The 22,811-nt window shown below is 69.3% G+C and carries 24 protein-coding genes; 12 read left to right on the forward strand and 12 right to left on the reverse strand.

All coding sequences use genetic code 11. The features are described from left to right. Positions 1-73: 73 nt before the first annotated feature. Positions 74-526 carry a helix-turn-helix domain-containing protein gene (locus tag AB0B82_RS10000; RefSeq protein WP_360164670.1) on the forward strand — a complete coding sequence of 151 codons (453 nt, stop codon included), beginning with the start codon at positions 74-76 and terminating at the stop codon, positions 524-526. A 157-nt stretch (positions 527-683) separates the two neighbouring features. Here AB0B82_RS10000 and AB0B82_RS10005 read toward each other — a convergent pair whose 3' ends face one another. Together AB0B82_RS10005 and AB0B82_RS10010 are read right to left on the reverse strand one after the other, a co-directional pair. Further along, the gene (locus AB0B82_RS10005; protein WP_360164672.1) at positions 684-1,070 is read right to left on the reverse strand and encodes a phosphotransferase; all 387 of its coding nucleotides are present in this window, start codon (positions 1,068-1,070) and stop codon (positions 684-686) included. A 12-nt stretch (positions 1,071-1,082) separates the two neighbouring features. Next, positions 1,083-2,306 carry an MFS transporter gene (locus AB0B82_RS10010; RefSeq protein WP_360164674.1) on the reverse strand — a complete coding sequence of 408 codons (1,224 nt, stop codon included), beginning with the start codon at positions 2,304-2,306 and terminating at the stop codon, positions 1,083-1,085. A gap of 98 nt (positions 2,307-2,404) precedes the next feature. Here AB0B82_RS10010 and AB0B82_RS10015 point away from each other — a divergent pair, with 98 nt between their 5' ends. The 5 genes from AB0B82_RS10015 (at position 2,405) to AB0B82_RS10035 (ending at position 5,952) form a co-directional block, all read left to right on the forward strand. Next, the gene (locus AB0B82_RS10015) at positions 2,405-3,292 is read left to right on the forward strand and encodes a LysR family transcriptional regulator (RefSeq protein ID WP_360164676.1); all 888 of its coding nucleotides are present in this window, start codon (positions 2,405-2,407) and stop codon (positions 3,290-3,292) included. 159 nt (positions 3,293-3,451) lie between these two features. Then, on the forward strand, positions 3,452-4,525 hold the full coding sequence (ugpC, locus tag AB0B82_RS10020) for a sn-glycerol-3-phosphate ABC transporter ATP-binding protein UgpC (protein WP_360164678.1): 1,074 nt from the start codon (positions 3,452-3,454) through the stop codon (positions 4,523-4,525). Between the two features lie 35 nt (positions 4,526-4,560). Next, complete coding sequence (locus AB0B82_RS10025; RefSeq protein ID WP_360164680.1) at positions 4,561-4,995, forward strand: protein-tyrosine phosphatase family protein; 435 nt, start codon at positions 4,561-4,563, stop codon at positions 4,993-4,995. Positions 4,996-5,017: 22 nt separating this feature from the next. Next, positions 5,018-5,413, forward strand: a complete 396-nt coding sequence (locus AB0B82_RS10030) for a RidA family protein (RefSeq protein WP_360164682.1) — start codon at positions 5,018-5,020, stop codon at positions 5,411-5,413. Further along, a complete protein-coding gene (locus tag AB0B82_RS10035; RefSeq protein ID WP_360164683.1) occupies positions 5,410-5,952 on the forward strand; it encodes a GrpB family protein in 543 nt (180 codons plus the stop codon). The genes AB0B82_RS10030 and AB0B82_RS10035 overlap by 4 nt, the downstream gene beginning before the upstream one ends. On the opposite strand, the gene AB0B82_RS10040 is transcribed toward AB0B82_RS10035, so the two are convergent. Continuing rightward, on the reverse strand, positions 5,900-7,144 hold the full coding sequence (locus tag AB0B82_RS10040; RefSeq protein WP_360164685.1) for an FAD-binding oxidoreductase: 1,245 nt from the start codon (positions 7,142-7,144) through the stop codon (positions 5,900-5,902). The two genes, AB0B82_RS10035 and AB0B82_RS10040, sit on opposite strands and share 53 nt — an antisense overlap. Before the next feature lie 57 nt (positions 7,145-7,201). Here AB0B82_RS10040 and AB0B82_RS10045 point away from each other — a divergent pair, with 57 nt between their 5' ends. After that, positions 7,202-8,188 (forward strand): WYL domain-containing protein, encoded by a 987-nt coding sequence (locus AB0B82_RS10045; RefSeq protein ID WP_360164687.1) that lies wholly within the window; start codon positions 7,202-7,204, stop codon positions 8,186-8,188. On the opposite strand, the gene AB0B82_RS10050 is transcribed toward AB0B82_RS10045, so the two are convergent. Continuing rightward, positions 8,185-8,586: a hypothetical protein gene (locus AB0B82_RS10050; RefSeq protein ID WP_360164689.1), complete on the reverse strand. Its 402-nt coding sequence runs from the start codon at positions 8,584-8,586 to the stop codon at positions 8,185-8,187. The genes AB0B82_RS10045 and AB0B82_RS10050 overlap by 4 nt on opposite strands. Then, a complete protein-coding gene (locus AB0B82_RS10055; RefSeq protein WP_360164691.1) occupies positions 8,583-9,086 on the reverse strand; it encodes a hypothetical protein in 504 nt (167 codons plus the stop codon). The genes AB0B82_RS10050 and AB0B82_RS10055 overlap by 4 nt, the downstream gene beginning before the upstream one ends. Positions 9,087-9,168: 82 nt before the next feature. Between AB0B82_RS10055 and AB0B82_RS10060 the strand changes: the two genes are divergently transcribed. Further along, a complete protein-coding gene (locus AB0B82_RS10060) occupies positions 9,169-9,801 on the forward strand; it encodes a MerR family transcriptional regulator (protein ID WP_360164693.1) in 633 nt (210 codons plus the stop codon). On the opposite strand, the gene AB0B82_RS10065 is transcribed toward AB0B82_RS10060, so the two are convergent. Next, a complete protein-coding gene (locus AB0B82_RS10065) occupies positions 9,798-10,274 on the reverse strand; it encodes a MarR family transcriptional regulator (protein ID WP_360164695.1) in 477 nt (158 codons plus the stop codon). The genes AB0B82_RS10060 and AB0B82_RS10065 overlap by 4 nt on opposite strands. Positions 10,275-10,378: 104 nt before the next feature. Between AB0B82_RS10065 and AB0B82_RS10070 the strand changes: the two genes are divergently transcribed. Continuing rightward, positions 10,379-10,960 carry an NAD(P)H-dependent oxidoreductase gene (locus AB0B82_RS10070; RefSeq protein WP_360164697.1) on the forward strand — a complete coding sequence of 194 codons (582 nt, stop codon included), beginning with the start codon at positions 10,379-10,381 and terminating at the stop codon, positions 10,958-10,960. Further along, complete coding sequence (locus AB0B82_RS10075; protein ID WP_360164699.1) at positions 10,957-11,319, forward strand: DoxX family protein; 363 nt, start codon at positions 10,957-10,959, stop codon at positions 11,317-11,319. Before AB0B82_RS10070 ends, AB0B82_RS10075 begins: the two co-directional genes overlap by 4 nt. Before the next feature lie 4 nt (positions 11,320-11,323). On the opposite strand, the gene dnaB is transcribed toward AB0B82_RS10075, so the two are convergent. Next, positions 11,324-13,117, reverse strand: a complete 1,794-nt coding sequence (gene dnaB, locus AB0B82_RS10080) for a replicative DNA helicase (RefSeq protein ID WP_360164818.1) — start codon at positions 13,115-13,117, stop codon at positions 11,324-11,326. Between the two features lie 461 nt (positions 13,118-13,578). On the opposite strand from dnaB, the gene AB0B82_RS10085 reads away from it, so the two are divergent. Together AB0B82_RS10085 and AB0B82_RS10090 are read left to right on the forward strand one after the other, a co-directional pair. Beyond that, on the forward strand, positions 13,579-14,901 hold the full coding sequence (locus tag AB0B82_RS10085; protein ID WP_360164701.1) for an MATE family efflux transporter: 1,323 nt from the start codon (positions 13,579-13,581) through the stop codon (positions 14,899-14,901). A gap of 41 nt (positions 14,902-14,942) precedes the next feature. Beyond that, positions 14,943-15,677: a hypothetical protein gene (locus tag AB0B82_RS10090; protein ID WP_360164703.1), complete on the forward strand. Its 735-nt coding sequence runs from the start codon at positions 14,943-14,945 to the stop codon at positions 15,675-15,677. Positions 15,678-15,830: 153 nt separating this feature from the next. Here the strand turns inward: AB0B82_RS10090 and AB0B82_RS10095 are convergent, their stop codons facing one another. From AB0B82_RS10095 to AB0B82_RS10115, 5 genes are read right to left on the reverse strand one after another with little or no spacing between them, the layout of a single operon-like run. After that, a complete protein-coding gene (locus tag AB0B82_RS10095) occupies positions 15,831-16,208 on the reverse strand; it encodes a DUF4913 domain-containing protein (RefSeq protein WP_360164705.1) in 378 nt (125 codons plus the stop codon). Continuing rightward, positions 16,198-18,033 (reverse strand): TraM recognition domain-containing protein, encoded by a 1,836-nt coding sequence (locus tag AB0B82_RS10100; protein WP_360164707.1) that lies wholly within the window; start codon positions 18,031-18,033, stop codon positions 16,198-16,200. Before AB0B82_RS10100 ends, AB0B82_RS10095 begins: the two co-directional genes overlap by 11 nt. Further along, positions 18,033-19,646 carry an ATP/GTP-binding protein gene (locus tag AB0B82_RS10105; RefSeq protein ID WP_360164709.1) on the reverse strand — a complete coding sequence of 538 codons (1,614 nt, stop codon included), beginning with the start codon at positions 19,644-19,646 and terminating at the stop codon, positions 18,033-18,035. Before AB0B82_RS10105 ends, AB0B82_RS10100 begins: the two co-directional genes overlap by 1 nt. A 34-nt stretch (positions 19,647-19,680) precedes the next feature. Continuing rightward, on the reverse strand, positions 19,681-21,189 hold the full coding sequence (locus AB0B82_RS10110) for an SCO6880 family protein (RefSeq protein ID WP_360164711.1): 1,509 nt from the start codon (positions 21,187-21,189) through the stop codon (positions 19,681-19,683). After that, on the reverse strand, positions 21,176-22,810 hold the full coding sequence (locus AB0B82_RS10115; RefSeq protein WP_360164713.1) for a hypothetical protein: 1,635 nt from the start codon (positions 22,808-22,810) through the stop codon (positions 21,176-21,178). The genes AB0B82_RS10110 and AB0B82_RS10115 overlap by 14 nt, the downstream gene beginning before the upstream one ends. Between the last annotated feature and the right edge of the window lies 1 nt (position 22,811).

Below are 22,811 nucleotides of genomic sequence, written 5' to 3' on the forward strand. Positions count from 1 at the left end.
TTCCTTTGAGTTCCTTGAGGGAACGCTAACACTCAAAGTTCCTTAAGGGAACCCCGCAAGGTAGGGTGGGGTCATGCAGCGGACGGACTTCAGTCGGATGGCGTGCTCGATCGCTCGCACGCTGGACGTCATGGGCGAGCCGTGGTCGCCGTTGATCCTGCGCGACATCTGGGTCGGGTTCTCCCGGTTCGAGCAGTTGCAGGCCGATCTCGGGATCTCGCGGAAGGTGCTCACCGAGCGGCTCAACCATCTCGTCGAGCACGGCGTGATCGAGCGGCGCCCGTACGACCAGCGACCGCGCTACGAGTACGTCCTCACCGGCAAAGGCCGCGAACTGGTCGACGTGCTGATGGTGATGGTCGCCTGGGGCGACAAGTGGCTGGCCGGCGAGGCGGGCCCGCCGGTGTTGTACCGGCACCACGCCTGCGGCGAGATCAGCCACGTCGACCTCACCTGCGCCCACTGCGGCAAACCGATGCGCGCCGACGACATCGACCTCCTTCCCGGCCCGGGCGCCGCGGCCTGATGTGTCAGCTCGACAGGAGGCATCCGACTTCTGGGGCCGCTGGCCCCTGGTGCTGAGCGTGGCCCAAGCGGCAGCGAGCGGACACGTCCTGTTGAGCTGACACATCAGGCCGAGCTGACCGTTGGCCGGGCTCACACGCTAGGCCGGGCTGACGCGGCTAGGAACGGATGTGCGGCTCGCTGACATCGGCCGGCGGCAACGTCACCTGCGCCGGCGACACCTCATGCACGCGGCGGAGAGCACGGGCCACTGCGCGCCAGTCACCCCAGTCCGCCGTCCGCCCTTCGACATAAGGGAAAACAGCGTACGCACGGGTCCCGCTCAGCGCGAACGGCTCGTCCTGCAGCGTTCGCAGGGGCTCCACGACCGGTAGCCCTTGCGCCCGCAGTTCGCCCAGTTGTGTCAGACCTTCCGGCTTCTCGCCGGCTTGCCACACCTTCACGAACCACCGGCCGTCGACCACCCAACCGTCGGTCGCGAATCCTCCGGTGTGCGGCACCAGCTCGGCGACGGTCAGCCCGTAGTCGCGTGCGAGATCCACCACCCTCGCATCAGATCACCGCCGCTGGGCTGCCAGCATCCGAATTACGGCGACGTTGATCAGGACGAGGAACAGCGCGGAGAAGATCAGCAGCGCCACCTGGGCCGGGAGCACGGTGATGCCGGCGCCGATCGCGAGGACCGGGATCGCCAGTCCGGCGTACGCGATCAGGAACAGCGCGGCGAGCACCTCACCACGTGACGACGGCTCGGCCAACGCCGCCGCCGTCGCGACCGCGCCGCGGAACACCAGGCCCACACCGGCGCCGGCGAGGACGCCACCGACGACGAAGACGGCCAAGTCCGGCAGCAGACCGCCCGCCGCAACACCGACCAGGCCGACGGACATCGCAGCCAGTCCGGCCCGAAGCTGAGCCGCCCGCGAAAGCCGCACGAACACCGCCTGGCTCGCAGCGCCCGCGATGAACACGGCGAAGGTCACCACACCGGCGAGCAGCCGCGACGGGTGCTGCAGTACGCCGGCCAGGAACGTCGGCGCCAGCGACGTGAACAGACCGAAGATCGCGAACGCCGCGAACGCCCCGATCGCCGACGCGAAGAACAGCGGCCGCGCCGCGGACGGCACCGCCACCCGCTGCGGCCGGTACGCCGGACGCACCTCCAGCCGCTCGACCGTCTCCGGGACGAGCGCGATGCCGATCGCGCTGATCAGCAGCAAGATCAGGAAGATCTCGTACGGACGCTGCAGCGGCTCGGACACGTACTGCGCGAGCAGCCCGCCGACCAGCGGTCCGAACGCCAGCCCGCCGAGGTTCACCATGCTCGAGATGAGCGCGGAGCGGCTTGGGTCCTCGGCCGGACGCGCGACCTGCCGCAGCTCGGACAGGTGCGCGGTGGCGGTCGCGGTCAGTACGCCGACCCCGACACCGCAGATGAACCGCGCCAGCAGCAGCCCCGGGACCGCCGGCCAGACCAGGAAGATCACCGCGGACACCGCCTCGGCGAGGACCGCGAGCAACGCGACCCGCCGCCGACCGAGCCAGTCGCTGACGTGCCCCGCGAGGTACAGCGAGGCCATCACCCCCACCGCGTAGCTGGCGAAGATCACCGTGATCACGTACGTCGCGAAGCCGTCGCGCTGCTGATAGATCGCATAGAGCGGAGTCGGGATCGTCGAGAAGGCCATCGTGGTGAGAAAGGCCGCCGCGATCACCCAGAACCCCGGCGCATGAGCGAACCGGATCCGCTCGCCGGGCCGCGTGGAGGTCATGGTTGACATGTCTCCAGCGTGACTCCGGCCATCTATCGAGTCCAACGAAAGTTCTTGCACGCTCTTATCGGCAACTCCGATAATTAATCCTGTGGACAGTCGGCAGCTTGGAGTACTTCGTCGCCGTCGCCGAGGAGCTGAGCTTCACCCGCGCGGCGCGACGTCTGTTCACGGTGCAGTCCACGGTGTCGGCCGCCGTCCGGGCGCTTGAGAACGATCTGAAGACGACGCTGTTCGACCGCTCGACGCGGAGTGTTCGGCTGTCCGCGGCGGGGCAGGCGCTGCTGCCCGAGGCGAAGGCCGCGCTCGAAGCGCTGGACCGGGCGCGGGCCGCGGTCGAGGAGGCCTCGTCGGGGCTGCGCGGCAGCATCCGCATCGGGACGCTGGCGCGGCTGAGCCTGGTAAATCTGGCCGAGTTGCTCGGCGCGTTCCACCGCAGGTACCCGCTGGTCGAGGTGCAGGTCGCCACCTCACCCACCGGATCCACCGGCCTCGCGGACGACGTACGGCACGGCCGGCTGGACGTCGCGCTGCTCGGTCTGCCGCGGCCCGAGCTGACCGGGCTGACCGTTCGGGACATCGCGACGATGCCGTTCGTCGCGCTCGTCCCGGCCGCGCATCCGCTCGCCAAGCGCCCCGCCGTACGGCTGGAGGAGTTGGCCGAGGAACGGTTCGTGGACATGCCGCCCGGGTTCGGCAACCGGAAGATGGTCGACCGCGCCTTCGACGCGATCGGGCGACCGCGCCGGATCCAGGTCGAGGTGCCCGAGCTGACGACGATCCCCGAGTACGTCCGGGTCGGCCTCGGCGTCGGCATCGTCCCGGACATCGAACTGCAGGACCACGCCGACGTCACCAAGCTCCCGATCGAGGGCAACGACCTGGCCTGGACGCTGTCCGTGGTCATCGCGGCCGGACGCCGTCCGAGCCGGGCGGTGACCGCCCTGCTCGACCTGATCGCCGAGGCGGAGCGCCCCGCGGGACCGCATTTCTGACCGCTTCGTGACATTTACATCAGGCGGGAATGTAATTCCGCGGCCCGCCGTTGTCACCAGTACTCAGGTGACACGTCACCGAGCCAGACACCCAAGACCTGGGGGCCTTTGCTACGGATCGTCCGGCACGTTCCTGCCGGCGAAGGAAGGAAGCTCGACATGGCAACTGTCTCGTTCAAGGGAGCGACCCGGGTCTACCCGGGGACCGACATCGCCGCCGTCGACAAGCTCGACCTGGACATCTCCGACGGCGAGTTCATGGTGCTCGTCGGCCCGTCGGGATCGGGGAAGTCGACCGCGCTGCGGATGCTGGCCGGCCTCGAAGAGGTGAACGAGGGAGCGATCTTCATCGGCGACCGCGACGTCACGAACGCGCCGCCGAAGGACCGGGACATCGCGATGGTGTTCCAGAACTATGCCCTGTATCCGCACATGTCGGTCGCCGACAACATGGGCTTCGCGCTGAAGATGCAGGGACTGTCGAAGGACGAGCGGGTCAAGCGCGTCGGTGAGGCCGCGAAACTGCTCGGCCTCGAGGAGTACCTGGACCGCAAGCCGAAGGCACTGTCCGGCGGCCAGCGCCAGCGCGTCGCAATGGGCCGCGCAATCGTCCGTAATCCACAGGTCTTCCTGATGGACGAGCCGCTGTCCAACCTGGACGCCAAGCTCCGCGTGCAGACCCGCACCCAGATCGCCGAGCTGCAGCATCGGCTCGGTGTCACGACCGTCTACGTCACCCACGACCAGGTCGAGGCCATGACGATGGGCGACCGGGTCGCGGTCCTGAAGGACGGCGTCCTGCAGCAGGTGGACACGCCACTGAACCTGTACGACCGCCCGCGGAACAAGTTCGTGGCCGGCTTCATCGGCTCCCCCGCGATGAACCTGATCACCGCCGAGATCACCGACGGCGGCGCCCAGGTCGGCGACTACGTCGTACCGATCGCCCGCGACGTGCTGGCCAAGGCCGGCGACGACACGACGCTGACCCTCGGCATCCGCCCGGAAGGCCTGCGGCTGGCCGACGAGGGCATTCCGGTCAAGGTCTCGGTGATCGAAGAGCTGGGCTCGGACGCCTACCTGTACGGCACCGCGGAGCACACCAGCGACCAGATCATCGCCCGGATCGGTACCCGGCTGCACAACGACAAGGGCGCGGTCGTGCACCTGACGCCGGACCCGGAGAAGCTGCACCTGTTCTCCAGTTCGACCGAAGAGCGGCTCGTCGTCTGACCCCGTAACGGATGTTCGGCTTGTAGTTTGACCTTGTGGGTCACTGGCAGAAGGACACCCCAGGCGTGATGGAGCTGCCGTCGGGCCGCCTCGTCCGTGGACGCAGTCTGCGGCGCGGCCCGGCGGCAGAGCCGTTCCCGACGTACGGCGTGTACCTGCTCGGCCAGGAACCGCCGGACGTGCCGTGGGAGACGCGCTGGATCAAGTGGCCCGACTTCCGGCTGCCTTCGGATCGCGAGCAGGCGTTGACGATCTTTCGCGACGCGCTGGAACGCAGCGGGACCGGTCGCGTCGAGTTCGCCTGCGGCGGTGGCCGCGGCCGCACCGGTACGGCGCTCGCGTGTCTGGCGGTACTGGACGGGACGCCGTCGGATCAGGCGGTCGCCTACGTCCGGCGGCACTACGATCCGCACGCGGTGGAGATGCCGTGGCAGAAACGCTATGTGGTAAACCTCTTGACCCGGCGCTGACCTCTCGCGTTGGCTGCCAATCGTGACTATCGAGCGCACAAACCCTTCCGAACTGCATGCCACTCCCGGCTATCACCACGTCACCACCGTGCACGCGAACACGCTCGTCTACCTGGCCGGGCAGTGCCCGCTGACACCGTCCGGCGAGCTCGTCGAAGGCGGCCTGGAAGCGCAGACCGCCCAGGTCATCGCGAATATCCTCACCGCGCTGAAGTCCGCCAACGCCACCCCCGAGGACGTCGTCCGCACGGTGATCTACGTGGCCAGCTCGGACCAGAAGGAGCTCGGCGCGGTGTGGGCCCAACTGAACGCGTCGCCGCTCGCTCCCGCCTTCACCACCGCGAGCACGCTGCTCGGCGTCGCCCAGCTCGGCTTCACCGGCCAGCGCGTCGAGATCGACGTGACTGCCGCCCTGTGAAGACGCCTGCCGAGGTCGTGGACTACGACCCGCGCTGGCCGCTCTGGTTCGCGGAGATCCACGCCGTGCTCGCGCCGCACCTGGACGGGATCCCGCATGTCGTCGAGCACGTCGGCAGCACCGCCGTACCGGGCTTGGCGGCGAAGGCGATCATCGACGTCGACATCGTGGTGCCGGCACCTTCGATGGTTCCGGCGGTGATCTCCCGGCTCGAGGCGGCCGGCTACCGCCACACCGGCGATCAGGGCGTGCCCGGGCGGGAGGCGTTCGCGCTGCCGCCGGATGCGGCGGACTACCACCACCTGTACGTCGTGGTGGAAGGCAACAAAGCGCACCAGGACCATGTGCTGTTGCGCGACCACCTCCGGGCCCACCCTGCCGACCGCGACCGGTACGCCGCCCACAAGCGGGAGCTGGCGCACCTGCTGACCAGCGACCGATCGGCGTACGTCGACGGCAAGAGCGCGCTGGTCGCGGAGCTGCTGGCTAAAGCCGGTGGTTCGCCTGCAGGCGGCGAGCCGGGTCGTACCGGCGCCTGAGTGTGACCAGCCGCTCGTAGTCGTCGTACGCGTCGGCGATCTCTGCGTCGGTGAGTTGCGCGAAGGTGAAGTTGAGCGCGCGGCCGATCGCCGACTCGCGCCAAGGGTCCAGGACCTTCGGGTCGGTGTCACCACCTGGCGTGAGGACGGTCAGCGAGTACGCCGCCTCGCGACGGCCGACGGCGTTCGGGATCTCGGGGTGCCGGGCGAGCGCGCCGCCGAGATGACGGATGGCGACGACGTGCCTTCGCGCCTTGGCCAGGTCGGGCAGGGTTTTGAGGTCGTTCAGCAGGACGTTGCCTGAGGTGTAGCTGCCGGGATTCTCCGGCTCCGCGAAGACGCGGCCTGATTCCTGATAGGGCAGATCGTCCACAGTGTCTTGAAGCGCTTCACCGATCGCGCGGAGCGGCTTGACCAGCTCCTCGCCACGGTCGCCGAGGATCGCGAGCTGGACCTGGCCGACGTGTTGGCCACGCAGCGGTGCCGGCACTTGCGGGATGTCCGGCATCGGGACGAGCGCGATCGCCGACGTCACCTCCTCCGGCACGTCCCGCGTCCAGTCGCGCCAGATCTCCGGCAGCCTCGGGTGCACGGCGAGATCGAAGTACAGGCTGCCGCCGTAGAGCGTCGACACCTCGAAGAGCTCGATCTCCATCCGCGTGACCACGCCGAAGTTGCCGCCTCCGCCGCGTAGCGCCCAGAAGAGATCCGGGTCCTCCTCGGCGTTGCGCCGTACCCCGTCCGGCGTCACCACTTCGATCCGCCGGACGTGATCCGCGGCGTACCCGAACCGCCGCGCCATCAGGCCGAGTCCACCGCCGAGCGTGTACGCGATCGCGCCGACACCCGGCGCACTGCCGGACAGCGGCGCGAGACCGTACGGCGCTGTCGCGTCGATGACCTCTCGCCAGGTCGCGCCGGCCTCGACCCACGCGGTCCTGGTCTCGGCGTCGACGGTCACGCCGTTGAACGCTCGCGTCGCGATCAGCACGCCGCCGTCGAGCGGCCGGATCAGACCGTGCCCGGACGCCTGAACCGCGATCGGCAGGTCCTGGTCGATCGCGTACCGCACCGCCTCCTCGACCTCAGCCGCGCTCGTCACCGCGAAGATCACGGCGGGCCGGTGCTGAGCACGGCGCTGGAACCCGAGCCGCGCCTCGTTGTATCCCTTGCTCGTCGTCGTCAACATCATGAAGCTCACGCTAGATGGGCTTGCGGACACATCTTGTCCGCAAGCGATGATGGGTCGGTGAGTGCACGGAAGGACATGCCCGGCCGGCTGTTGCGACTGCTCTCCCTGCTGCAGAGCCGACGCGAATGGTCCGGACACGAGCTCGCGGACCGCCTCGGGGTCACCGAACGCACAGTCCGCCGTGATGTCGAACGGCTCCGCGCCCTCGACTACCCGGTGACCGGGACCACCGGCACCACGGGCGGGTACCGGCTCGGCCCGGGGACCCGGCTGCCACCGCTGCTGCTGGACGACGACGAAGCGGTCGCGGTGGCGGTCGGCCTGGTCGGTGCGCCCGGCGGCGGCGTCAGCGGGCTGGCCGACAGTTCGATGAGCGCGCTGGCCAAGCTGGAGCAGGTGCTGCCCGCTCGTCTGCGTCCCCAACTCGCGGCGGTCGGCTCGGCCGCGGAGGCGATCCCGCGCCCCGGCGTACCGCAGGTCGACCCGAGTGTTCTCGCCGTCCTCGCGCGATGCTGCCGCAACCACGAGATCGTTGCCTTCGACTACCATGGCCGGCAGCGCGGTACGACGCGCCGCCGGGTTGAACCGCATCAATTGCTGACGCTGGCGGGGCGCTGGTACCTGATCGCCTTCGATCCCGAGCGCGACGACTGGCGGATCTTCCGGGTCGATCGGATCAGCTCAGCCGGCCCGGCGTTGCACCGCTTCACCCCGCGGGTCCTGGACGGACCGTCGTACCTGTTGGAGTCGTTCGTGTCCGCGCAGTACGAGCACTCGCTCGAGCTCACGGTCGAGGCGTCGGCCGATGCGGTCACCTCGACCTTCGAGGGCCTTGTCCGCGGGGTCGTCGAGCCGCTCGGTCCGTCGTCGTGCACGGTGCGCTTCAGCGCGGACTCCCCCGCGCTGTTGCTGACTCAGGTCGCCGCGGTCGCCGCGCTCGGGCCGTTCACGGTCGATCGGGCGTCCCCTGAGACGGCGGCGCTGGTTCGCGATGCCGGCCAGCGGCTCGCCGAGGCCTTCGCGCCAGTGCCCGGAGGGCACTAGCCAATGATCAGGCCGATGCCCAGGGTGAGCACGCCGACGGCAAGTGCGGCCGCGCCGAGCCACAGGACGAAGAGGAAGTGGTTGGGTTCGGTGCGGTTCTTCCCGGCCGACGCCGCGAAGAATCCGCCGGACATCAGGATCGCCGCGGCCGGCAGCGCCAGCCGCGCGACCCACAGCCAGAACCCGGTCGACCCGGTCTGGTCGACGTACAGCAGGCCGACCAGACTCAGGATGACGAGCACCCCGGCGTGCGCGTGACCGGCCCGCGCGAACGACTTCTGGAAGCCGGTCATCGGCACCTGACCGCGGACGATCTTGGTCATGAAGTAGCCGCCGAACTCGATCGTCACCACGGTCAGCAGGATGACGCCCGCCAGGATGCGGGACGCGTCGGTCATACGAGAACCTCGTCTTTCATCTGAACGGGCGCGGTCGCGCCGGCGGTGCGCGCCACCCAGAGGGCGACGGCGAGGTACAGGATCTGCTCAGGGATGCGCTGCCACAGCGGCGTCGCCTCGCCACCCGCGAACGGGACGTCGGACACCGCGGCGTAGATGTTCGCGGGCAGCAGGCCGACGAACAACGCAGCCAGTGCGTAGCCGGCCGGCTTCCGCGTGCCGGCCATCACCAGGCCGGCCGCGCCGAGCAGTTCGAGAACGCCGGTCAGATAGACGAACGCACCGGCGTACGGCAAGAACGGCGGGACCATCCGGACCAGGTCGGCGTGGTTCGGCATCATCGTCACGCTCGCCGGGACGAAGTGGGCGCTCGCGGTGAACAGCAGCATCACCGCCATCGCGTGCGCGGCGGCGGCCGGCCAGGTGCTGAACCTGCGGACGCCGAGCGCACCCAGGCCCCGAAAGCCGAGAGTACCGAGGATCAGTACGAGCGGTATCACGCGACTCGCCTCCTTATGGATAGTTCGAGTATCCGTTTATGGATACTGATACTATCCATCAAGGATCAGAGAAAGGCAAGCGATGCGAATCGGGGAACTGAGCAAGGCCACCGGGGTCCCGGTGCCGACGATCAAGTACTACCTGCGCGAAGGCCTGCTCCCCGCGGGCGAACTCAGCAGCCCGAATCAGGCGTCGTACGGCGATGCGCACGTCCGGCGACTCCGCCTCATCCGCGCACTGATCGAGCTGGCCAACGTCCCGGTCGCCACCGTGAAGGAGATCCTCGAGTCCCTCGACACGAACTCCGAACCGTTGCACGACCAGATCGGGCGCGCCCATCGCGCCCTCACCCCCACGCGCCGGCTGAACTCCACCGAGGACGCCCGCGCCGCCGCGACGACCCAGGTGCAGGAGCTGATCGCCGCCCGCGGCTGGACGGTCGAACCTGATGCGCCGGCACTGGTCACCCTGATCGACACCCTCGCCGCCCTCCGCACCCTCGGGCAGGACGGCCCGGTCTCCCGCCTCGACGACTACGCGGACGCGATCGAACAGGTCGCGCGACTCGAGATCGAGGGTGTCACCGAGAACCCGACCCGCGAACAACTCGCCGAGTCGGTCGTGATCGGCACCATCCTCGGCGAAACGCTCATCTCAGCACTGCGACTGCTCGCCCAGGAGTCCATCTCCGCCGACCTCTGGAAGGGCCGCTAACACTCACCTAGCGTCCCGGAGAGCAGCTTGTTCAGCACTCTGCGGAGGGCGCGCTGGTCGGTCTCGCTGAGCGGATCGAAAACCAGCTGACGGACCCGTTCGACATGGCCGGGCGCGGCTTTCACCAGCTCTTCGTAGCCCGCCTCGGTCAGGATCGCATTGGTGAAGCGGCCGTCCTCGGGGTCGGGCTCGCGTCGCACCAGACCGCGCTTCTCCAGACGCCGCATCAGGTGGGACAGCCGCGACAGCTCCGAGTTGGCCAGCACCGCCAGTTGGCTCAGCCGCATCGCATGGTCGGGCTGATCGGACAGGCCGGCGAGGACGTAGTACTCCAGGAAGCTCAGGTTGGAATCGCGCTGCAACTGCCGGCCGAGCTCGCCCGTGAGCAGCGACATCACCAACTGCAGCGTCTTCCAGGTCTCCAGCTCGTCCGGCGTCAGCCAGCGAGGCTCCGTCCGCACTTCGCTCCCCATGGGTGCAGCATAGCCAGCCGGGCAATGACTTGAATGTTCATGTCACACCGCCTACTGTGGTCGATGACATGAACATTCAAGTCAATACTTCTGGAGGAGTCGCCATGCGCGACCTGAAGATCGCGGTCATCCTCGGCAGCACCCGGCCCGGGCGGAACGGCAAGGCCGTCGCCGACTGGGTTCTGGCGCAGGCCGAGCGCCGCACCGGCACGTCGTACGAGCTGATCGATCTGCTCGACTACCCGCTGCCCCACCTCGACGAGGCAATGCCGCCGGCGGCTGGGCAGTACGCCAACGCGCACACGAAGGCGTGGGCCGAGAAGATCGCGGCGTACGACGGCTTCGTCTTCGTGACGCCGGAGTACAACCACTCCACGTCCGGTGTGCTGAAGAACGCGATCGACTACCTGTACACCGAGTGGAACAACAAGGCCGCGGCCTTCGTCTCGTACGGCTCGCTCGGCGGCGCGCGGGCGATCGAGCACCTGCGTGTCATCGCCGCCGAGCTTCAGCTGGCCGGCGCCCGGCAGCAGCTGTCGTTCTCGCTCTTCACCGACTTCGAGAACTTCTCCGACTTCCGCCCGGGCCCGCAGTATGCCGAGCAGGCGCAGGTCATGTTCGACCAACTCGAGTCGTGGGCAGCCGCCCTCAAGCAGGTCCGCGTCAGTCAGCCGGTCGCCGCGTGAACGCCGCCGTCTGGGTCGCCTCCGGCGTACTCGCCGCGATGTTTCTGCTGTCCGGCGTGACGAAAGTACCCGCCACGAAGGCGTCGCTGGCCTCGAATCCCCGAATGGGCTGGGCCGAACCGTTCCCGATCGAACTGATCAAGGTCATCGGCCTGGCAGAAATCGCCGGCGCGATCGGCCTGATCCTGCCTCGCCTGCTCGACACCGCCACCTGGCTCGCCCCCACCGCCGCGTTCGGCCTCGCCGCCGTCATGACCGGCGCCATCCTCACCCACCTACGCCGCGCCGAATACAGCAACGTCGCAGTAAACGCCGTACTCCTGGCCCTGTCCCTCTTCGTAGCCTTCCAACGCCTCTGACCACTCAGCCGTCGTGGGCCATGTCCACGAACCGCGAGTAATGCCCCTGGAAGGCGACCACGACATCCGCCGTCGGCCCGTTCCGGTGCTTGGCCACAATGAAGTCGGCCTCGCCGGGGCGGGTCGACTCGCGTTCGTACGCATCCTCGCGGTGCAACAGAATGACAACGTCGGCATCCTGTTCCAGGGAACCGGATTCGCGCAGGTCGGAGGCCATGGGGCGCTTGTCGGAGCGTTGTTCGGAGCCTCGGTTGAGCTGGCAGATGGCGACGACCGGGAGCTCGAGTTCCTTGGCGAGGAGTTTGATCGAGCGGGAGAACTCGGAGACCTCAAGCTGGCGGGACTCGACCTTCTTGCCCGAGGTCATCAGCTGCAGGTAGTCGATGATGATCAGCTTGAGGTCGTGGCGCTGCTTCAGGCGGCGGGCCTTGGCGCGGATCTCCATCATCGTCAGGTTCGGCGAGTCGTCGATGAACAGTGGGGCCTCGGAGACCTCGCCCATCTTGCGGGCCAGCCGGGCCCAGTCCTCGTCGGTCATCTTGCCGTTGCGCATGTGGTGCAGCGGCACCTTCGCCTCGGCGGAGAGCAGTCGCATGGTGATCTCGTTGCGGCTCATCTCCAGCGAGAAGATGCACGAGGTCAGGCCGTGCTTGATCGAGGCGGAGCGGGCGAAGTCCAGGCCGAGGGTCGAGTTGTGGGTCGGGATCATCGTCTTGCCGGCCAGGTACAGATGGTCGGCGTTGTCGACCTCGACGCAGCGCACCGGGACGCTGTCGACCGGCTCGACCCACTCGATTCGGCGGTCGCCCTCGCCGTGCAGCGCGGCCGGGAACCCGTGCCCGGTGATCTGCCGGGGCGCCGACCCGGGGACCGGCGGTGTCAGCCCGGGACTCGCCGACATCGCCGTGTACAGGTCGGCGGTCGTGCAGACCACCGGGCGGCCGCCGTCCTCGACCCGCCACTGGTGCTCGGCGTCGGCGACGATCGCGCTGCCGTCGGAGAACGACAGCCGGAAACACGGCCGGTCCACCATCACCTCGGTCGCCGCGACCACGGTGGTCGGCAGCCCGTCGGCATCCAGCAGCTGGTCGCCGACCCGGACCTCGCCCATCGTCGTCCAGCCGGCGGGGGTCGGCAGCGGGGTGTCGAGCGCGAGCGCCTTCCCCATCGCGGGACGGGCGGCGACGATGATCATCTGTCCGGGGTGCAGCCCGTTGGTCAGCTCGTCCAGGTCGGTGAACCCGGTCGGCACGCCGACCATCGCGTCACCACGGGAGTCGATCGCCTCGATCTCGTCGAGGGTGCCCTCCATGATGTCCTTCAGCGGGGCGTAGTCCTCGGCGGTGCGCTTCTCGGTGACCGAGTAGATCTCCGCCTGCGCCTCGTCGACGACATCGTCGACCTCGCCCTCACCCGAGTACCCCAGCTGGACGATCTTGGTGCCGGCCTCGACCAGCCGGCGCAGGATCGCCTTCTCCCGGACGATGTGCGCGTAGTACGACGCGTTCGCCGCGAGCGGGACCGAGGCGACCAGGGTGTGCACGTACGGCGCGCCGCCGATCTTCGTCATCTCGCCGCGCCGGGTGAGCTCGGCCGCGACCGTGATCGCGTCGGCCGGCTCGCCGCGGGCGTACAGATCGGTGATCGCGTCGAAGACCAGCTCGTGGGCCGGGCGGTAGAAGTCGGTGCTGCGCAGGGTCTCGATCACGTCGGCGATCGCGTCCTTGCTCAGCATCATCGCGCCGAGCACACACTGCTCGGCCGCCAGATCCTGGGGTGGGGTGCGGTCGAAGCCCATCTCCGGCCGACGCTCCTCGTGACCGCCGTCCTGACCCCCGCGGAACTCCGCCACGCTCACTTCGTCCGACCTCCTCGTCCGCCAACGCCCCGATCGCCGCCGACCAGGGTTCGAACACCTGATCGAACCTTATGAGCGCCCACCGACAATTTCCGGCAGCCGCCCACCCGAGCCCGGCACTGCTCCCGGCACCAGCCTCGCGACCGTACGCCGGTCGCGTCACCGCTGGCCACTCCGTCGTCCACACCCCCTGTGGACGAAGCGTGGATAACCCGGCCACGGGCTGTGCACAGGTTGGGAACAACCCTGTGGATATCTGTGGGCAAGAACTCACAACCAGGCTCTGACCTGCGGTTTCACCAGTTCACAACTGTGGAGAAGAAAAAGTTCGCGACGAATTTCCACAGCCCGCTCCGCAGCTGGTCAAGCGTGCTGCTCCACAGCTGGGTAACCTCGCTGCGGTGGGCCGTCGACGATGGGTGGGGAACCAGGACCGGGAGATCCTCCGACTGGCGGTTCCGGCGTTCTTCGCGCTCGTCTCGGAGCCGCTGATGCTGCTCGCGGACTCCGCGATCGTCGGCCACCTCGGTACTCCACAACTCGCCGCACTCGGAGTCGCGGGCACCATTCTGCAGACGCTCGTCGGCATCTGCGTCTTCCTTGCCTACGGCACCACCTCGGCGGTCGCGCGCCGGATCGGGGCCGGCGACCACAAGGGTGCCCTTGCCCAGGGCATCGACGGCCTCTGGCTGGCATTGCTGCTCGGCGTCGTGCTCGCGCTCCTCGGTCTGGTGTTTGCGCCGCAGGCGATCGCGGCGTTCGATCCGTCGCCGGACGTCGCCGGCCACGCGGTGACGTACCTGCGGATCTCCTGCTTCGGCATCCCGTCGATGCTGCTCCTGCTCGCCGCCACCGGCGTCCTGCGCGGTCTGCAGGACACGAAGACGCCGATGATCGTCGCGATCACCGCCAACCTGGCCAACATTGCCCTGAACGTCCTGCTGGTGTACGGCCTCGCGCTCGACATCGCCGGCTCGGCCCTCGGTACGGCGCTCGCGCAGACCGGCGCCGGGGTGGCGCTGGTGGTCGTGGTGGTCCGCGGTGCCCGCCGGGACGGCGCCAAACTCCGGCCGGACCGCCCCGGGATCCTGGCGTCCGCGCAGATGGGCGTACCGCTGGTCATCCGTACGCTGACGCTCCGCGCGGCGATCATCCTGCTCGCGTTCGTCGCCACCGCGCTCGGTACGACGTCGGTCGCGGCCCATCAGGTCGCATTCACGCTGTGGTCGTTCCTCGCGCTCGCGCTGGACGCGATCGCGATCGCCGCGCAGGCGCTCACCGGTCGCGCGCTCGGCGCCGGCGACGTGGCGGGCACCCGCGCGATCACCCGCCGGATGATGTGGTGGGGTCTGTTCTCCGGCGCGATCGGCGGTCTGGCGTTGTGGGGGCTGCGCGACGTCTACGTCCCGTGGTTCACCGGCGACCCCGAGGTACGCCGTACGCTCGCCGCGATCCTGATCGTGTCCGCACTGTGGCAGCCGATCAACGGTGTGGTGTTCGTGCTGGACGGTGTCCTGATCGGCGCCGGAGACGGACCGTACCTCGCTCTGGCCGGCATCGTCGCGCTCGTGCTGTACGTGCCGCTGGCGCTCGCGGTGCTGTGGTTCGGCGGCGGAATCGTCGCGTTGTGGTGGGCCTTCGGCGGGTACATGTTGCTGCGATTCCTGACGCTGATCACGCGCGAACGGCGCGACGGCTGGCTGGTCACCGGCGCCACCCGCTGACCCCGCGGTGCGGCATCGTGGACGCCGAGGAAAGGAGCGGCATGCCCGACACCGACGACGACCAGTCCGTCGAGCTCGTCCCCGATCAGCGGGAACAGGGCGACGACGACACCGAGGCCGCGCGTGAGCGCCGGGCCGCCCAGGCGCGGGCCGAGGCGGGGAAGCATCCGCTCCACGACCTGGCCGCCGAGGACGCCGAGCGCCGCGACGAGGAGGACCTCGCGGTGCGCCGCGAGGAGGACGACGCAGTCCGCGCCGAACGTCTCGAAGAGCGTGCGGCCGCGGACCAGCGGCAGCTCGAGGAGCAGCGCAACCGCGATGAACTCCTGGACGAGGAGGCCGCGCGCGCGTTCCAGCTCGCGTACTCCGACGAGGCCGCCCGGGACAGGTACCGCGGGTACGCCGCGAACGACGTACAGCGAGGTCTGGACGACCGCGCCCACGGCCGGCACCTGCTGGACGAGGCCGCGGTCGACCGTGACGAGCCCGGTGCCGCGGAGCTCACGGCTGAGGGCCGCCGCTACCAGAACGCGGCGACCATCGAGGAACGCAAGACGCAGGCCGACGACGGTCGCGCCGACGCGTACGACGCCTCAGCGCGCGAGCACCGTCGCGAGGCACAGCCGAGCGCGAGCGAAGCTGTCCGCAGGCCACCCGAGGAAGCGCCCGAGGCACAGCTACCTCAGGCTCGCCGCCATCTGCGCAGCCGGGTCCGCACCAAGCAGGGCAAGATTCGCAAGCCGAACCGCTCCAGCGAACCCGACCTGGACCTCTAGGGTGTGTCAGTTCGACAGGACGTGTCGGCCGACTGGGTAGTGCACCTGAGCCTGAACCCGGCGACGCGTACACCGTCTCAGGGATGCACTACCTGTCGAGATTGCACACAGATCCTCAACCCTCGCGGGCAGCGGCTCCCCACTTCCACACGGCTAGATTCCGCGGATGTTGGGCTGACGCTGGTCGAAGAAGAGGCCGGCGGGCGGCTCCTGGACCGGGAGCGGCGGGATCGGGTAGTCGGTGTGCGTGTTGTTCCGGCAGGCCGCGAACGGGCCGTCCGGGTCCAGCAGCGCCATCATGTGCGGGTCCGCGTGGTCACGCCACCACACCGACATCCCCGTGGCCGGGTCCAGCCGCAGGTGCTCCCAGGCCCGCCAGATCGAGTCCAGCCGACTGAGCGCCTCGGCATGCCGGTACCACTCGGGGCACCAGATGAACTGCTGTCCGAGCCGGCGCGTGTACAGGTAGATCAGCCGGTCTTCGACGAACGCCGCGACATGCGGGTAGAAGAGCTCCTGTTCACCATCCACCGCGGTTGTCCCCTTCGTTCTGTTCCCAGACCGGGCGGTCGGGGCCACGCTGCGCCACCGGCGCTTGCTGCGAGGCCACCCACGGGTTGTTGCTCACCGGGACGTTCGCGGCCGCCCCCGGATCGTACTTCGCCAGCGACGCCTTCACCTTGGCGGCGTCCGGCCGGGTGAACCACGGCACGGTCTTCACCAGGGTCGCGGGAATACCGGACGGGAACACGACCGCGCGGCCGGGCGGCATCGAGGCGAGGTCGGAGACCTCCATGATGTTGTGCCGCTGGACCTGCTGGCTGGTGCCGCGCTTGCCCTCGTTGTACGACACCGAGTTCGAGCTGATGTCGTAGTCGCCGATCATCTTGCTCAGGTTCTCCAGGAAGCTCGCGTCGGCGGCGCCACCGCCGTACACCCGGATGTTGGCCGAGCCCCAGAGCTTCTGCATGCCGTGGTCGCCCCAGCACTCCTGGCCCTGCGCCCACGACTGCAGGATCGTCATCAGCACGATGCCGCGGGAACCGAAGTGCGAGTACAGGTCGGGGAGGTTCTTCCACCGGCAGACGTTCGCGGCCTCGTCCAGTACGCCGACCAACGGGCTCGGCATCCGGCCCATCGGGCAGCCGCGCGCGTACTGCTCCGCGGCCTCGACGACCGCGACGGTCAGCGCGGTGACCAGCGGACCCGCCGTACCGGCGCCTTCCTTGGAGAGGCTGTACAGCGTGCCGCCGTTGCGGACGAACTCGTGCGGGTTGAACTGCGGGCGGTTGTCGTTCGGGCCGGTCGGAACCACCCAGCGGGTGACCTTGCGGTTGACCAGGAACTGCGCGCTCTGCTGCGCCGTACCGTAGACACCCGCGCGCTGCTTGTCCGGCGCGTTGATGACACCGGACAGCGCGTCCGCGGACAGCTGCAGACCCGGGGTGTTGCGGAGGATCCGCTCCGGCTCGTCGTTGCGCTGGTCGGCGAGCCAGCTGTACACCTGCGTGATCGGCCGCTTGGCGACCGCGGCCGCGAGCAGCAGACCGGCCAGCAGGTCGGTACCGGCGGCGTCGAAGAACGCGTCGGTCTGAGCGCCCTGCTGACGCTGCGAGGCCACGAAGTGCTCCGCGAGCTCCCGCGCCTTGGTCTCGTCGGTGATGTAGGTCAGCGGGTTCCACCACCAGTTCGGCGGCTCCTCGCAGACCTCCTGCGGGTCGAACACCCACAGCGGGCCCTTCTCCGAGCGCGGCCCGCGGGTGGCGTCGACGATGTCGCGCTTGTTCGAGGTGGCGACCACGCAGCCCGGCGCGTCCAGGATCGCCGGCACCGCCCGCGACGTGGTCTTACCGGTCCGGGGACCCCAGATGTCGACGTGCATGTCTTCCCAGTTGCCGAACACCTCCAGGTTGTCCCGGACGGTCCGGCCGATCAGGATGCCCGGACCGGCGTGGCTCGCGCCGAGCTGGTTCGCCTTCTCCTGGGCGCCTTCGCGGGTCAGCTTGTAGATCTCCGAGCGCTTCGACATCAGGTACGCCTGCTTGTCGACCCGGCCGACCGACCGCTGCCGGTTGCGGAAGAACATCCAGCCGCCGGTGACCAGGCCGAGCAGCACCACGATCTCGGCGACCATGATGCCGGTGGCCGCGCCGGACCACGCCAGGTCGCCCTGCATCAGCTTGACGATCGCGTCGAACGGGTTGCCGACCGGGCGCGATCCGTTGATCGACGCCGCGACCTTCAGCGCACCCCACAGCGAGAACACGACCAGCGCGACCACACCGACGGTGACGAAGATGAAGATCGACTCGGGCGACAGGTGACCCGGTCCGGTGCTCTTCCTGCCTTGGGCCATTACTCGTCAACTCCGGTCGGGGCCACCACGCGGGTGTTCGGGTCGGGCGGGGGCAGCAGCATCGGGTCGTCGAGGCTGTACTCGCCGACGATCTCCTCGGTGCCGTCCGGCGCGATCTCGACCTTCTGCGGCTTCCCGTCGGTACCGGTCGTCCACAGCTTGTTGGTGTCGTTGATCTCGCGCTCGACGGACGTCAGCCCGACGTGCACGGGGATTCCGGGGCGGCCACCGACCTTGATCAGGAAGTTGCCGCGGCCGGGCGGGGCGGCCTCCTTGCCGGTGGCCGGGTCCCACGCGGGCGGGTCCTGCCAGCCGACGAGCATGTTCTGCTCCTCCATCGACATCGACACGACCTCGGTGAGGTTGTCCATCTCGGCGCGCGGCAGACCGCCGCAGATGACCATGCCGGACCGCTCGACGAAGCCCTTCGCCTTCATCCGGTCCTCCGGGTTCGGCAGAGCGAGCAGGTCGGACATGGTGTGCGAGATCATCGCCATCCCGACACCGCGCTGCCGGTTCAGACGGGTCAGGGCGTCGACCCGGTCGACCAGGCCGCTGCCGGCCCGCAGCACCCGCCACAGCTCGTCGAGGATGACGAAGTAGTGCCGCCGCGGCTCCAGGCCGGCGTCGGCCAGCGCTTGCGAGACGGCCACCGCGCCGAACCCGTACGACCAGCAGGCCAGCAGTACGGCGGCCTGCAGGCTGGTCTCGGAGTCGTCGACGTTCGACACGTCGAACACCACCGGGCGGTCCATCTGCATCGGGTTGTCGGTCGGCGCGGAGAAGATCTCACCCAGCCGGCCGCCGCCGACCAGACCGATCAGCGAGGCCTCCAGGCCTTCGGTGATCTGCCGGTACCGGTCCAGGCTGCCGCGGTCCAGGGCGACGTTGCGGACCCGGTCCGGGGCGTCCTGAATGACCTGCAGCAGGTCGCGCAGCACCGGCGTGCCCTGGAAGCGCTCGTCGAGCACCTTGAGCGCCTCGTCGAGGATGGTTTCCTCGCGGTCGTTCGGGTTCTGGTTGCGCATGATCGCGATCAGCGCGGAGACCATCGTCTGCCGGCGGCCGTGCGCGTCGGCCTGGATCGCCTCACGCGCCTTGCCGGTGAGCCGGAGCGCCGCCTCGCGGGACTCGCCCGGGTCGAGCACGTTCAGGTGCCCGCGACCGCGGCCGAGCTGGATCACCTGGCCGCCGAGCGCCTCGATCAGGTCCTTGTAGTCCGGCTTCAGGTCGCCGAGCACCAGCGGCTGGACGCCGTACCCGGCCAGGCCGAGCGCCATCCGCCGCGTGATCGTCGACTTGCCCAGACCGGGCTTGCCGAGCACGAACATCGACGGGTTCGAGATCAGCTTGGCCCGCATGAACCAGCTGATCGGGTCGCAGCACATGGTCGCGCCGGAGAGGATGTTCCGGCCGATCGGTACGCCGACCATCGGGCTGCCGGTACCGGCCGCGAACGGCCACATACCGCAGACCTGCACGGTCGTACCGCGCCACTCCTGCGGTGCCTGGAGATACGTCGAGTACCCGCCGCCGGGACCGGGCCAGCCGCGCGGCATCGGCCGCCGTCCGCGGCGACTCGGGTCGACCGGCTTCTTCTGCTTCTTGCTCACTGTGACTCCCCAGCTGCCACTGTGTTCCGGCCAATCATAGGGATTCCCGCAGGCCGGCCGGTACCGCCAGGTGGCTCGAGACGACCACGCCGAGCGGCAGGCCGGCAACGAACGCCGAGTCCTGCGAGCCGTACGCCGGACGCAGCAGGACGCGGGCGGTGGCGCCGAGGTTGTCGATCGCGGCGATCATGTCCGGGATCTGCTCGGAGCTCATCACGGTGCCGGTGACGACCATGCCGAAATTGACCAGACCGGCACCGCGCGCCTCCTCCTGCGCCGACCGCTCGGCGGCGCGGGCCTCGGCCAGGTTCCGGGCGGACGGCCGGGCCGACGCGGTCGCGCGGAACGACGCGTTGCGCTTGTCGGCCTCCACCATGCGCGCCGCCGTACCGGCGTCCAGCGGGCGGTAGAGCAGCGTGACGCGCTTGCGGTCGATGTCGGCGTGCGGCGCGACCAGCTGCGACAGCACGGACGAGAACACCTCGCCGCGCGGTGCCTGCGACATCTGCCAGGTCACCGACCAGGCCGAGTCGTGGCGGTACTTGTCCCAGAACGCCTGCGTCGCGGCCGGGCCGACGTCGGTCCACTCCAGCTCCGGCGGCATGCCCTGCGCGCGGGCCTCGTCGATCAGCGCCGCGGACGCCGGGTCGTACGCGATCCGGACCGCCTCGCACAGCTCCTGCGCGCTGACCGGGCGGGCCGCGCCGGCGCCGGTCGCGTTCAGGCTCTGGGTGAGGGCGGGCAGCCGGGCCGCGAGCTCACGGCCCATGTCGTCTTCCTTGCGCCGCTTGCCGCTGCGGTCGGTGCCCTTGAAGGTCAGCGCGACCCGGGCCGACACCAGCGCCGAGCCCTCCGGGTACGTCTGCACGACCTCGGTCAGCATCGCGCGGGCGATCGGCGGGGTCCCGTCCATCATGTTGTTGGAGACCTCACGACGCAGCCGGATGCCGGTGTCCGGCGCGCTCTCCACGGTCACCGACGCGGCCACGATGCCCGGCTCGTGGCCGAGCGAGGCCAGCCACTGACCCCAGTGCGCGACCCAAATGTCCACCTGCTCCTCGTCGACGAGCGAGGCGCCGTCGGGTTCGGCGTTGATCACGACGGTGAAGTGCCGGGTGCTCGGGTAGTACAGCAGCGCGAACGGGCGCCCGTACGAGTCCTGGTACTCGCTCAGCTGCGAGGCGGCGGCGAGACCGGGAAGCTGGAACTTGCCCCAGGCGGTCCGGCCGAGCGGGCCGGAGCGGTAAAGGTTGTGTTTGGCCATCTTTGCTCGTTGCCATCCAATGTGGGTCGAAAGCCGTTGCAGCGTGGAATACCCGTGCTTGTCCTTCGTGATCAGCAGCCCGAGGGCAGCGCCCACGATCAGCAAGCACACGAGGGCGGCCTGCAGGCCGCCCACCATCGTTGCGATGACGACCAGCAGCAAGCCGCCCATCATCAAGGCGGTACCGAGCATGCCCAGGCCGGCGATGCCCGCGGAGGCGGGCTTTCGCCAGTTGCCGTAGGTGCGAGGTGCGCGTCGTACGTTCTCAGCCGCTGCCACTTGGTCCGTCCGGTGGTGGTTGGTTGCCTCTGTTGTCGTTCTGGCGGTCGCGCTGGTCGCGGTAGTCCCGGGCCCGGTCCCGCTCGCGGCTCAGGTCGCCGCCACCGCCGCTGCCGCTGGGTCCACCGCCGTCGCCGCCCTGCGATCCGGGTGAGCTCTGGGAGCCCTGGTCCATCTCGTCGTTGCCGATGGTTTCACTCGCGGCGGTCTGGCCGGCCGCCTTGGTGGCCGCGACGCCGGCCGCGACGATCGCGACCGGGGCAGCCACGGCCGCGGCCGCACCCGCTCCGGCCGCCGCACCGCCGGCCGCCGCACCGCCGCCACCGGCCGCAGCACCACCGCCTGCCGCGCCACCGCCCGCTCCGCCGGCAGCAGCTCCTCCTCCGCCGCCCGTGGTCGCCGCACCGGAGGCTCCACCGCCCCCGCCGCCGGCTCCGGACGCGCCACCGCCACCGCCGCTACTGGGCGCCTGCTGGGAGGCCCGGCCGACGTTCTGCGCACCGGTCGGGCCGTCACCACCGCTGTCGGCGCCCTGGGTCCCCTTGTTGGCGAGGTCACCGAGCTTGTCCACGCCGGCCATCTTCGCCGCCAGCATGCCCGCACCGGCACCGCCCGCCGTCGCCCCGACCATCGGCACGATGAACCGCATCAGTGCCGGCATCGCGAACAACGCGAGCACCAGCATGGTCAGACCGGTGACGACGTTCATCACCAGGTGGCCGATGTTCTCGCCGTTCAGGGCGCCTTCGCCCTCGGTGATGTAGTCGAACGACAGGTCGCCGTTGTTCGACACCAGGCGGATCGCCGTCGCGTAGATGATCGCCGCCACGGGTTTGTACAGGATGAACGCGAGCAGCCAGGACACGATCCGTTTGAACCAGGTCCGGCCCATCTCGGTGTTGGTCGCGGCGGCCGCGATCGGCAGCACACCGATCAGCAGGATCAGCATCGCGCTCCGGACGACCATCAGCACGATCTGGATCAGGCTGGCCAGGACGGTCAGCACGCCGATCGCGATCATGATCCCGATCAGCAGCGGCGAGCCCGCGATGGCGGCGGCGGCACCGAAGCCGAGGACAGCCGTCATCGTCGTACCGAAGTCGCCCGAGTCGGCCGAGTTGATCTCCTGGCAGCCGGTGACCCACGAGGTGCTCGTCGAATCCGAGTCCAGCGCCGTACTGATGATGCAGCTGGAGAACATGTCGCCGACCTCGATCAGCGCCTGCGCGATGGCGATCGAGAACGCCGACGCGATCGCGAGCGTGATCAGCGCGCGGAGCAGGTCGCGGGCGGACTCGCCGCGCTGCGTCCAGGCCATCTGGATGGCGCCGAAGACCAGCGCGACGCCGGCCAGGAAGACCGCGATGAACTCGGTATGACCCCAGATCCACTCGACCGTGCTGTTCGCCGGCTGCCCCTCGTCGTTGCCGATGGCGATGGTGGGGACGTAGACCCAGAAGGTCGCGATCGTGCTCATCAGCGTGCCGACCGCTTCGACGAAGGCGTCGAGGATGGGTTTGAACACGGCCTTGATCAGCCCTTCCACCATGGGATCGAAGATGGCCCCGAGAACGTCCTTCATCAGGTTGATCGCCCAGTCGAGCACACTCAGCGGTCTCATG

The organism is Kribbella sp. NPDC048915, from assembly GCF_040649595.1.
Classification (GTDB): Bacteria; Actinomycetota; Actinomycetes; order Propionibacteriales; family Kribbellaceae; genus Kribbella.

Bases quoted from the DNA above. Each gene is read 5' to 3' on its own strand.
- AB0B82_RS10060 (WP_360164693.1), top strand. From the start codon at position 9,169: ATGCGAATCGGGGAACTGAGCAAGGCCACCGGGGTCCCGGTGCCGACG.
- AB0B82_RS10000 (WP_360164670.1), top strand. From the start codon at position 74: ATGCAGCGGACGGACTTCAGTCGGATGGCGTGCTCGATCGCTCGCACG.
- AB0B82_RS10070 (WP_360164697.1), top strand. From the start codon at position 10,379: ATGCGCGACCTGAAGATCGCGGTCATCCTCGGCAGCACCCGGCCCGGG.
- AB0B82_RS10100 (WP_360164707.1), bottom strand. From the start codon at position 18,033: ATGGCCCAAGGCAGGAAGAGCACCGGACCGGGTCACCTGTCGCCCGAG.
- AB0B82_RS10065 (WP_360164695.1), bottom strand. From the start codon at position 10,274: ATGGGGAGCGAAGTGCGGACGGAGCCTCGCTGGCTGACGCCGGACGAG.
- dnaB (WP_360164818.1), bottom strand. From the start codon at position 13,117: ATGGGCTTCGACCGCACCCCACCCCAGGATCTGGCGGCCGAGCAGTGT.
- AB0B82_RS10090 (WP_360164703.1), top strand. From the start codon at position 14,943: ATGCCCGACACCGACGACGACCAGTCCGTCGAGCTCGTCCCCGATCAG.
- AB0B82_RS10040 (WP_360164685.1), bottom strand. From the start codon at position 7,144: ATGATGTTGACGACGACGAGCAAGGGATACAACGAGGCGCGGCTCGGG.
- AB0B82_RS10010 (WP_360164674.1), bottom strand. From the start codon at position 2,306: ATGTCAACCATGACCTCCACGCGGCCCGGCGAGCGGATCCGGTTCGCT.
- AB0B82_RS10050 (WP_360164689.1), bottom strand. From the start codon at position 8,586: ATGACCGACGCGTCCCGCATCCTGGCGGGCGTCATCCTGCTGACCGTG.
- ugpC (WP_360164678.1), top strand. From the start codon at position 3,452: ATGGCAACTGTCTCGTTCAAGGGAGCGACCCGGGTCTACCCGGGGACC.
- AB0B82_RS10115 (WP_360164713.1), bottom strand. From the start codon at position 22,810: ATGAGACCGCTGAGTGTGCTCGACTGGGCGATCAACCTGATGAAGGAC.